Origin of the sequence: Nitratidesulfovibrio sp. HK-II (assembly GCF_003402415.2) — a bacterium.
Classification (GTDB): Bacteria; Desulfobacterota; Desulfovibrionia; order Desulfovibrionales; family Desulfovibrionaceae; genus Cupidesulfovibrio.
Window position 1 is genome coordinate 1,514,664 of the sequence record NZ_AP036014.1, and the last position, 10,742, is coordinate 1,525,405.

The window sequence follows — 10,742 nt, forward strand, 5'->3', positions numbered from 1 at the left end:
CTGGCGCCTCACGTCCTTGGCCCGTCGCAATGAAAAAACGCCCCCGCGTGCAGGCACGCGGGGGCGTCGTGTTTACTGGCCGGCTGGCTAGCCCGCGATGGTCTTGCGCAGGATGTCGAAGGCCTCGTCGATGCCCGCCGGGTTGGTGCCCCCGGCCTGGGCCATGTCGGGCCGCCCGCCGCCGGAGCCGCCCACGGCGGCCGCCACGGCCTTGATCAGGGCCGGGGCGGTGAAGCGGTCGTGCAGGTCCTTGGAAACGGCCACGATCAGGCTCACCTTGTCGCCGTCGGGGGCGGCCAGGCAGGCGATGCCAGAGGGCAGCTTGGAGCGCACGTCGTCCATCAGGTCGCGCAGGGCCTTCACGTTGGGCACTTCCACCTTGGCGGCCAGAACCTTCACGCCGTTGATCTCGGCCAGTTCGTCCATGATGTTGCGGCCCTGGCCGGAGGTGGCCTGGGAGCTGGCCTTTTCCAGGTCCTTGCGCAGGCTCTTCACGTCCTTCTGCAGGGCCTCCACGCGCGGCGCGATTTCGCCGGGGCGGGATTTCAGCAGCCCGGCCACCTGCCCCAGTTCGGCGCGCTGGTCCATGACCATGCGCAGGGCGTTCCAGCCGGTGATGGCCTCTATGCGGCGCACCCCGGCGGCCACGCCGCCCTCGGACAGGATCAGGAACAGCCCGGCCTGGCCGGTGGCGCGAAGGTGCGTGCCGCCGCACAGTTCCACCGACTCGTCGGCGATGGCCACCACGCGCACCTCGTCGCCGTACTTTTCGCCGAACAGGGCCATGGCCCCCCGGGTAAGCGCGGCGTCGTAGGCCATGTGGTCGGTTTCCAGCGGCAGGTCGGCCAGGATCACCCGGTTCACCTCGCGCTCCACGGCGGCGATCTCTTCCGGCGTCATGGCGGCGATGTGGGTGAAGTCGAAGCGCAGCCGATCAGGGGCCACCAGCGACCCGGCCTGCTTCACGTGGTCGCCCAGCACGCGGCGCAGGGCGGCGTGCAGCAGGTGGGTGCAGGTGTGGTTGCGGGCCGAGGCCACGCGTTCGTCCTCTTCCACCTGCAGGTGCACTTCCTGGTCGGGCAGGATTTCGCCGTCCACCGTTTCGATCTGATGCACGGTGAGTTCGGGCGAGGGCTTCAGGGTGTCCAGCACGCGGGCCTTGCCCGAGGGGGAGGTGATGGAGCCAAGGTCGCCCGTCTGGCCGCCCGAGGCGCCGTAGAACGGGGTGCGAGTGGTCACCACGTAGCCCTTGGCGCCCTTGGGAAGCCCTTCGCTGGGCAGGCCGGTGGCATCCAGCAGGGCCACCACGCGGCTGTCGCCCGCAAGGTGGTCATAGCCGATGAATTCCGAGCGCAGGCCTTCTTCGAGCAGGGCGTGGAAGCGCGAGGCGATGTCCGATTCGCCCGAGCCCTTCCAGGCGGCCTTGGCGCGTTCCTTCTGCTCTGCCATCAGGGTGCGGAAGCCGTCCTCGTCCACCGTGAAGCCGCGCTTTTCCGCGATGTCGTTCACGATGTCCAGCGGGAAGCCGTAGGTGTCGTACAGCTTGAAGGCCACGTCGCCCGCCACGCGGGTGCTGCCCGCGCCGCGCAGGCTTTCCAGTTCCTCTTCCAGCAGGGCCAGGCCCTTGTCCAGGGTGCGGTTGAAGCGCTCTTCCTCCTCGCGCACCACGCGGGCCATGAAGTCGGCGTTGCCGCGCAGTTCGGGGTAGTCGTCGCCCATGACCTCGACCACCTTCATGGCGGTCTTGTGCAGGAAGGTACCGGTCTGCCCGATGAGCCGCCCGAAGCGGTAGGCGCGGCGGATCAGGCGGCGCAGCACGTAGCCGCGCCCCTCGTTGGAGGGCAGGATGCCGTCGGTGATCATGAAGGCCATGGAACGGCTGTGGTCGGCGATGACCCGCAGGGCGGTGTCGGTGTCGTCGTCCGCGCGGTAGGACACCCCGGCGATGCCGCAGGTGTACTGGATGATGGCCTGGAACAGGTCGGTGTCGAAGTTCGAGAACACGCCCTGACACACGGCGGCGATGCGCTCAAGCCCCATGCCCGTGTCGATGGAGGGCTTGGGCAGCGCGGTGCGGGTGCCGTCGGCGGACTGGTCGTACTGCATGAACACCAGGTTCCAGATTTCCAGGTACCGGTCGCAGTCGCACTTGCCGATGCCGCAGTTCGGCCCGCAGGTCATGTGCTCGCCCTGGTCGATGAGGATTTCCGAGCAGGGGCCACAGGGGCCGGTATCGCCCATGGACCAGAAGTTGTCCTTCTCGCCCATGCGGTAGATGCGTTCGGCCGGGATGTCGGTGTGCGCAAGCCACAGGTCGCGCGCCTCGTCGTCGTCGCGGAACACGGTGGCGTACAGGCGTTCCTTGGGCAGCTTCAGGTCTTCGGTCAGAAACTTCCAGGCGAACTTGATGGCGTCTTCCTTGAAGTAGTCGCCGAACGAGAAGTTGCCCAGCATCTCGAAGAAGGTGTGGTGGCGCGCGGTGCGGCCCACGTTTTCAAGGTCGTTGTGCTTGCCGCCCACGCGCAGGCACTTCTGCGAGGTGGTGGCCCGCACGTAGGCGCGCTTTTCCTGCCCCAGGAAAATCTTCTTGAACTGCACCATCCCCGCGTTGGTGAACAGCAGCGAGGGGTCGTCCTTGGGCACCAGGGAAGAGGAGCGCACGATCTCGTGGCCCTGCGACTGAAAGAATTCGAGGAACCGGCGCCGGATTTCGTTGGCGGTGATCACTGGTTGTCTCCTGTGCAAATCGTATGGCGTCGCATGCAGTGCGCGCCGCGCCCGTTGGCCCGTTCACCCGGAATGCCCGGCCGCGTGGCGGCGGGCGGGGCGGGGATGGCGGCGGCGCGGCGCGAAGGCGCGGCTAGAATTCGTCGTCGTCCATGGCGCCCGCGTTGTCGTCCGGGTCCACCACCTTGGTGGGCATCATGCCCAGGTGCTCGATGAGCTTGGCTTCCACGGTCAGGCGCAGGGCCTCGTTTTCTTCCAGCAGGGCGCGGACGTTCTCCTTGCCCTGGCCGAGGCGCTCGGACCCGAAGGCGAACCACGAACCGCTCTTTTCGATGATGCCCACGTCGGAGCCAAGGTCGATGAGTTCGCCGGTGCGCGAGATGCCCGTGCCGTACAGGATGTCGAACAGCGCCTCGCGGAAGGGCGGGGCCACCTTGTTCTTCACCACCTTGACGCGGGTGCGCGACCCGTAGACTTCTTCCTTGTCCTTCAGGGTCTGGATCTTGCGGATGTCCATGCGGATCGAGCTGTAGAACTTCAGCGCGTTGCCGCCGGTGGTGGTTTCCGGGTTGCCGTAGCCCATGGTGCCGATCTTCATGCGGATCTGGTTGATGAAGATGACGGCGGTGCGCGACTTGTGGATGGTGCCGGTAAGCTTGCGCAGGGCGTGCGACATCAGGCGGGCCTGGCCGCCCACCTGCATTTCGCCCATCACGCCTTCCAGTTCCGCCTGGGGAATCAGCGCGGCGACAGAGTCGATGACCACGATGTCCACGGCGCTGGAACGCACCAGCATGTCGGCGATGTCCAGCGCCTGTTCGCCGAAGTCGGGCTGCGAGATGAGCAGTTCATCGGTCTTCACGCCGAGGCGCGTGGCGTAGTTGGTGTCCAGCGCGTGTTCGGCGTCGATGAAGGCGGCGGTGCCGCCCAGCTTCTGGCATTCGGCGATGATGTGCAGGGCCAGCGTGGTCTTGCCCGAGGATTCCGGGCCGTAGATTTCCGACACGCGGCCGCGCGGAATGCCGCCCACGCCCAGTGCAAGGTCCAGCCCGATGGAGCCGGTGGGAATCACCGGGATGTTCACGTGGGCGGTATCGGACAGCTTCATGACCGAGCCCTGCCCGTACTTGCGCTCGATGGTGCTGAGGGCGGTGGCAAGGGCCTCGCGGCGCATTTCTTCGGGCGTCAGGGCGGGTTTCTTCGCCATGGGAGTCTCCGGAGTGGGATGAGTGTAGCCGCGACGTGCGCCGGCAGGCGTCACCATGTGTCGACAGGCTTCACGGGCATATCAGAAGGCGCGGCGGCGGGCAACGGCGGGCGCGCGACTCCGGACGGTCCGGGCCCTGGCCTGCATGTCCAAAGAGCGTCTTGGCGATGGCCAGGGGGCGGTCCAGCTTCTGCCCGTCCTTTACCCGTCTTCCCCCTTCCCCCCCCGCTACCGCACGCACCTGTGCCGCCCTTGCCCCCCTGCCGCCCCTTGCCAATGGGCCGCCCGCGCCGTATGTGACCCCCCATGGAACGCAAACGCTATGACGCCGTGGCCCTGCTGTCCGGCGGTCTCGATTCTATTCTGGCGGTCAAGGTCATAGAGGAGCAGGGGCTTTCGGTGAAGTGCCTGCACTTCGTCTCGCCCTTCTTCGGCAAGCCCGGCAAGGTCAAGCACTGCGAGGCCATCTACGGTCTCGACATCGCCGCCGTGGACCTTGGCGAATCCTTCGCAACGCTGCTGCGCGAACGCCCGGCCCACGGCTTCGGCAAGGTGCTGAACCCCTGCGTGGACTGCAAGATCATCATGATTTCCAAGGCCCGCGAACTGATGGAACGCTACGGGGCCTCGTTCATCATAACGGGAGAAGTGCTGGGCCAGCGCCCCATGTCGCAGCGGCGCGACACGCTGAACGTCATTCGGCGCGACGCCGGGGTGAAGGAACTGCTGCTGCGGCCCCTGTGCGCCCAGAAGCTGGACCCCACCCCCGCCGAGGAATCAGGCCTGGTGGACCGCAGCCGCCTGCACGCCATTTTCGGGCGCGGGCGCAAGGAACAGATGGCCCTGGCCGAAAAGTACGGCCTGACCGAAATTCCCACCCCGGCCGGGGGCTGCAAACTGGCGGAGCGCGAAAACGCCCGCCGCTACTGGCCGGTGCTGGCCCACGCCACGCACGCCACCGCCGCCGAATTCAAGCTGGCCAACATCGGGCGGCAGTACTGGGCCGGGCCGCACTGGCTGTCCATCGGCCGCCACCAGGCCGACAACGACGCGCTGGTGCGCTTTGCCTTTCCGTCGGACCTGCACTTCAAGGTGGCGGGCTTTCCCGGCCCGCTGGCCATCGGGCGGCAGTTCGACGGCAAGGCGTGGGATGGCGAGGTGGTGCGCGACGCGGCCGCTTTCGTGGCCTCGTTTTCGCCGAAGGCGGTGCGCGAGGGCACGCCGGTCACCGTGCGCGTGGCCGGGCCGGACGGCATGACCGAGGTGACGGTGATGCCCGCACGCGTGACCCCCCTGGGCTGGGGCGAACTGAATTGGCAGGGCGTGCGCGAGGAAATCCGCGCCGATGCCCGCGCCCGCGCGCTGCCCGTGCCCGATGGCAATGATGATGGCCCCGACGGCCAGTCGGAATAGCAAGGGAAGACCCGCCCCAATCCCCGAGCTCCCTCGCTCCCCTGTTCCTCAGGCGGCCAACGGCCTGCCGTCCCGCTGGCGGGCGCGGCTTTTACCTGTTGTAGTGGTACCAGCAGGAACGACCTGACTTGCCTTGTTCACAGGCGGCACTTGCGGATGCGAGTGCCGCTTCTTTTTCGTGTGGTCTGCCATTGCGCACCATTTCAAACTGTTGCGCCCGCCCGCCTTGGGGGATGGCACGCTTGCCGTGGAAGCTGGTCATAAATACCTTGATAAAGAAGGGGGATGTGTCTAATGAGGGGTGCCCGGATCGCCCGGAGCCCACATTTCAAGGAAACAGTGCACATGGCGAAACAGATCACCACCGCCCGCGACGGCTTCGCGACGCGCCTCGGCGTGCTCGCGGCCACCCTCGGTTCGGCCGTGGGCCTCGGCAACATCTGGAAGTTCCCGGCCCTTACCGGCCAGAACGGCGGCGCGTCGTTCCTGCTGGTGTACGTGCTGGCCACCCTGCTGGTCGGCCTGCCGGTGATGATATCGGAAATCATGCTGGGCCGCCGCGCCCGGGCCAACGCGGTGGGCACCTTCCGCCAGCTTGCGCCCAAGGGCCAGCCCTGGCATCTGGTGGGCCTGTCGGGCGTGGTGGCCGCGTTCCTGATCATGGGCTTCTACACCGACGTGGCGGGGTGGGTGTTCGCCTACATCTTCAAGGCCCTGTCCGGCGAAATCGCCACCACCGATCCCGCCGTGGCCGCCAAGGCCTTCGAGGCGCTGGTGGGCGACCCGGTGCAGTCGCTGCTGTGGCAGTGGGGCGTGCTGGTGCTGATCAGCATCATCATCATCGCGGGCGTGGCCCAGGGCATCGAACGCACCACCAAGGTGCTCATGCCCGTGCTGCTCCTGCTGCTGGTGGCGGTGTGCGCGCGCAGCCTCACCCTGCCCAAGGCGGCCGAGGGCCTGGCCTTCCTGTTCACCCCCGACTTCAGCAAGATCACGCCAAGCGTCATCCTGATGGCGCTGGGCCTGGCCTTCTTCAAGCTGTCCATCGGCATGGGCACCATGACCACTTATGGCAGCTACTTCCGCAACGACCAGGACATTCCGCTGACGGCCACCCGCGTCATGCTGTGCGACCTGACCATCTCCATTCTGGCGGGCATGGCGGTGTTCCCGGCCGTGTTCAACTTCGGCTTCGAGCCCAGCGCCGGGCCCAGCCTGCTGTTCATGACCATCCCCGCCGTGTTCACCTCGCTGCCGGGCGGCCAGGTGTTCATGGTCATCTTCTTCTGCCTCACCGCCATCGCCGCCACGGGGGCCATGCTCTCGCTGCTGGAAGTGCCCGTGGCCTGGCTGGCCGAATCGTTCGGCATGCCCCGCAAGCGCGCCACCATCCTGACCTCGGTGACGCTGGCCATCATCGGCGTTCCGGCCACGCTGTCCATGTCCACCATGGCCAACGTGAAAATCTTCGGCATGACCGTGTTCGACCTGTACGACTTCATGTCGTCCAACGTGCTGCTGCCCGTGGGCGGCATCTGCATCTGCCTGTTCGCGGGCTGGGTGTGGGGCGCGGCCAACGTGAAGACGGAACTGTCCAACCGTGGCCAGCTGACCAACGCGGGCATCATCTCCGCGTTCCTCACCGTGGTGCGCTGGGTGAGCCCGGTGCTGGTGCTGCTGGTGCTCCTCAAGGGCCTCAAGGTCTTCTAGGGACTGCTTCTAAATTGGCCTTTTGCCCGTTGGCTTCGTCAAACTTCGCCTGCCATGTCGGTCGAATACGATGAGAGTATACGCCCTCATGGCAGGCTCGTTTTCCTTGCCAACGAACAAAAATCCTAATTTATAAGCAGCCCCTGGCGCGCGTTGTCTTTCCGTTTCCGGCTGCGCCAGACCGCGCCCGCCACTCCGGTTACATACGCCGGAGTATGCGCCCTCCGTGGCGGGCTTGTCTTCCTTGCCGGAAAACGGTAATACTGCCGCGCGCAGTTGGAAATATTGGCCGGGGTTCGTTTGAACTCGCCAAGGCATGAATGCAAAAGGCCCCGCTTCGGCGGGGCCTTTTGCGTTGATGGAGCAGGCGGACTGGTAGCAGGAGAAGGGGTAACAGGTGGAGAGGAAAAGGAGCAGGCCATCCCCGGAACCTCACCACTCCTTGCGGCTGCCCGCGTAGGGTTTGGCCAGCCCGCGTTCGATGAGCGCGGAGGCGATGTCCGCCCGTCGGCCTCCACGTCGGTCAGCAGGGGAAAGTACGTGTCGCGACGCGGGTTGCGCAGGGTGACGGTGCTGCCGGGAGCGGCCAGGCGCAGGGGCGGTTCGCGGGCGGGGGCGAAAGCTCGCGCAATTCCCTGCGCGGGTAGCGCTTTTCCGGGGTGTCGCACCCGGCGATGCGCACGCAGATGGCCCGGCCCGCCACGGGCGTGTCGCCGGGAATGTCCACCACCAGGGTGTCGGCGGCCAGCAACCGCAGACCACGGCCCGCGCGTCGCCGAAGGTTTCTTCGGCCCGGCAGGCATTGCCGCTGGCGCGGGACCCGCGTGGCGCGACACGGGGCCGCCATGCGCCGGACACGGAAAGGAATGGAATTTGCTGTACTTTCGGCGGCGGGAGAAAAAACTGCCCCGGCGGCAGCGCCACCGGGGCGAAAAAGGCGGGGATGTGACCGTTGCCGACCGCGCGGGTACGCGGGTGCGCAGCGGCGGGCCGTCAGCCGAAGATTTCTTCCTTGGTCACGGCTTCGGCCTTGATGCGGTCCAGCAGTTCCGCGAACACGGCCTTGACGTTTTCGCGGATGTCGCCCGCCACCACCAGGAACAGCACGTCGTCGCCGGGGGCCAGTTCGCCGTCCACGGCGTCGGCGAGGATGCGGAAAATACCGGGGCGCGCCGACAGTTCACGGCATATTTCATTGATGCGGGCACGGTCGGGCGTTACCCTGATGGCGACAACGTTGCCCTTGTCCTTGCGCGACCAGCCGCGCACCACGCCGTTGTGCACCAGCACCATGCCGACGTTGTCGGCGAAGCCGGGTTCCTTTTTCAGGTCGGCCAGTGCCTTGTTGACGTCCATGTGTTTGCTCCGTGCCGGGTAATGCCCCGGTAAACTGCAGTTAGAGGTCCGGATGCCCCAGTTGCAATCGTTGCTGCGCCGCCTGCCGGAGTTCCGCGAATCGCGCATGAGCGCCGCGGGTCTCTCCCTGTGGCTGAACTGGCAGGGCGACATCAACCCCGCCGTGCCGCAGACCTTGCAGGACTATGGCGGCATGACCATCGCCGCCGAGCGCGACCAGTCGCTGTGGTTCTTCTTCTCGGCGGACGTGTTCCTGGCTCTGGCCCGGCTCGAGATATGGGGCAAGTTCAACCCGCTGCCCGTGGCGGTGCAGGTGCTGCCCGCGCGTCTGCTGCTGGGCATGAAGCGCGAGATATCGCTGTCCATCGAGAACGTGCTGACCACGCAGGAACTCATCGCCCCGCAGGAGTTCCAGGTGTGGGTGCACCCGCGCGCCCGCGAGATGGGCGCCGGAGTGCCCGGCCTGTCCTTCGAGAAGACGGCGGCCCTGCGCGGCATGGTGCCCGCCGAATGGACCATGCTGCAGGCCGACCCGCGCCTGCCGTACCAGTCCACCACAGGATGGTACTCGGTGCTGCGCCCCCTGGGCAACCCCCTGGACAAGGGCTTTCAGGCGGGCTGGCGCGCCATGTTCGGCGAGATTGAGGAAATTCTCAAGCGCCACAAGTTCAAATACATTCTGCATGAATCATTTCTGATCTTTCCGCTGGAAAACCTGCGCCTGTACCGCCAGTGGTGCCGCGACCTGTTGCAGCGCGTGCGCGAGGTGAAGGAACAGCGCCCCGACAGCTACTGGCCGTGCGTGAGCGCCATAGTGGATCGCAAGGGGCTGAACTTCAACAACGAACTTCCCCGCAAGCTGTCCCTGGACTGGGACCAGCTGGTGCCGGACTACCCCCACGCCAGTTTCCGCAACGCCTACCTGCTGGGCGAGGGTTTCACCATCCATGAAGTGCGCTTTTCGGTGGAGCACAGCAGCATGGACGACTGGTGCAACGTGGGGCTCGCCGAAGATGGCCAGGAGGCGGGCGCGCTGCCGGTGGTGGTTTCCACCCGCGCGGTGGCGGGCAACAACCCCTGCTGCTTCTACTGCGGCATGCGCAACCACGAGGTCACCGCCTGCCCCACGCGCAAGCTGGAGTCGCTGACCCCCAGCGTATGGCGCGACGTGGCCCTGCTGGATTTCGAGACCATCAACCGGGGGTTCCAGATCATCGACGGCCAGCTCGCGGGCGACATCGGCGAGGGGTTCACCGCGCTGTTGTCCTCGGAGGGGGCGGAAGGCATCATGACCCGCGCCATGTTCGACATCGGCAGCGCGGGGCAGCACCGCATGGCGCGCCGCATGTGGCTGGCGCGCGGCAAGGAGTACCCCAAGGGGCTCGACGAACTGGCCCCCAAGGACGACAACCCGGTATGGGCCGTGCTGGACGGACTGCGCCACGGCGAACCCATGGCGCTGGAGCGCGAACTGGCCCAGATCCAGATCAAGAACCCCCGCGACTACCGCAACCGCACCATGATGGGCTACGTGGCGCTGGAGCGCGGCGACCTCATGCGGGCCGCCTCGCTGTGGAAGGAGGCGGAAACCCTGTCGCCCACGCAGTTGCAGCAGGCCTGGCACATCTTCTTGCAGGGCCGGTTGCAGGAGGTGCAGGGCAGATACCAGCCCGCCACCCAGCTGTACCGGCAGGTGGTGCGGCTGTGCCCGCAGTGGGCGGAAGCCGAATACCGGCAGGCCGTATGCCACGTGAAGATGGGCTTCGTGGAGCAGGCCACCACCCAGTTGCTGGCGCTGATGGGGCAGGACCCCAACGTGTTCAACCGGATATTGCTGGACCCGGAGATGGAGCGCGGCCACGTGCACCTGCTCACGGCGCTGCACCTGCCGTGGACCGAGGCCGAGAACCGCGTGGAGGAAGAGAAGGAGGGGCTGTCGCGCCTGCGGGGCGAGGTGTCCAGCTGGTTCAGCGACGAGCACCCCTTTGCCGCGCAGACCGACGTGCGCGTGGCCAACCTGATCCGCATGTCCGAAATCCGCAACTTCGTGCCGTATCAGACGGTGATCAACGGCCGCTCTCAGCTGGAAAAGGACCTGCAACTGCGCATCAACCGAGAGGCCAAGGATCTGAAGACAAAGTTCAAGGGGTTCATGGCCCGGCTGATGTACGTGCGCGACGAAGCCGCGTGGTTTCCCTTTCCGCGTATTCTCGTGGAGTTCAACAAGAACTACAACCTGTGCGCCGCCAACCTGAACTGGGCGCTGAAGAACAACCTGCAGGTGGCCGAGACCTTCAAGCGTGCCCATGTGGTGGCCGAAGCCGAGGAG

6 protein-coding genes are annotated in these 10,742 nt (G+C 66.4%); 2 read left to right on the forward strand and 4 right to left on the reverse strand.

The annotated features are described in order from the left end of the window. Window positions 1-87: 87 nt before the first annotated feature. Both alaS and recA read right to left on the reverse strand, forming a co-directional pair. A complete protein-coding gene (alaS, locus tag RVX_RS06090) occupies window positions 88-2,727 on the reverse strand; it encodes an alanine--tRNA ligase (RefSeq protein ID WP_116305147.1) in 2,640 nt (879 codons plus the stop codon). Window positions 2,728-2,860: 133 nt separating this feature from the next. Further along, window positions 2,861-3,934, reverse strand: a complete 1,074-nt coding sequence (gene recA, locus RVX_RS06095) for a recombinase RecA (protein WP_007522742.1) — start codon at window positions 3,932-3,934, stop codon at window positions 2,861-2,863. Between the two features lie 306 nt (window positions 3,935-4,240). On the opposite strand from recA, the gene RVX_RS06100 reads away from it, so the two are divergent. Together RVX_RS06100 and RVX_RS06105 are read left to right on the forward strand one after the other, a co-directional pair. Then, window positions 4,241-5,347, forward strand: coding sequence for a tRNA(5-methylaminomethyl-2-thiouridylate) methyltransferase (locus tag RVX_RS06100; protein ID WP_116305148.1), 1,107 nt, complete (start codon window positions 4,241-4,243; stop codon window positions 5,345-5,347). 345 nt (window positions 5,348-5,692) lie between these two features. Then, on the forward strand, window positions 5,693-7,057 hold the full coding sequence (locus tag RVX_RS06105) for a sodium-dependent transporter (RefSeq protein ID WP_116305149.1): 1,365 nt from the start codon (window positions 5,693-5,695) through the stop codon (window positions 7,055-7,057). 993 nt (window positions 7,058-8,050) lie between these two features. On the opposite strand, the gene RVX_RS06110 is transcribed toward RVX_RS06105, so the two are convergent. Then, window positions 8,051-8,413 carry a molybdenum cofactor biosynthesis protein MoaE gene (locus tag RVX_RS06110; protein WP_007522736.1) on the reverse strand — a complete coding sequence of 121 codons (363 nt, stop codon included), beginning with the start codon at window positions 8,411-8,413 and terminating at the stop codon, window positions 8,051-8,053. 40 nt (window positions 8,414-8,453) lie between these two features. After that, window positions 8,454-9,098 carry a diacylglycerol kinase family protein gene (locus tag RVX_RS06115; protein WP_116306401.1) on the reverse strand — a complete coding sequence of 215 codons (645 nt, stop codon included), beginning with the start codon at window positions 9,096-9,098 and terminating at the stop codon, window positions 8,454-8,456. Window positions 9,099-10,742 lie beyond the last annotated feature (1,644 nt).

Bases quoted from the DNA above. Each gene is read 5' to 3' on its own strand.
- recA (WP_007522742.1), bottom strand. From the start codon at position 3,934: ATGGCGAAGAAACCCGCCCTGACGCCCGAAGAAATGCGCCGCGAGGCC.
- RVX_RS06100 (WP_116305148.1), top strand. From the start codon at position 4,241: ATGGAACGCAAACGCTATGACGCCGTGGCCCTGCTGTCCGGCGGTCTC.
- RVX_RS06105 (WP_116305149.1), top strand. From the start codon at position 5,693: ATGGCGAAACAGATCACCACCGCCCGCGACGGCTTCGCGACGCGCCTC.
- RVX_RS06110 (WP_007522736.1), bottom strand. From the start codon at position 8,413: ATGGACGTCAACAAGGCACTGGCCGACCTGAAAAAGGAACCCGGCTTC.
- RVX_RS06115 (WP_116306401.1), bottom strand. From the start codon at position 9,098: ATGCAGAATGTATTTGAACTTGTGGCGCTTGAGAATTTCCTCAATCTC.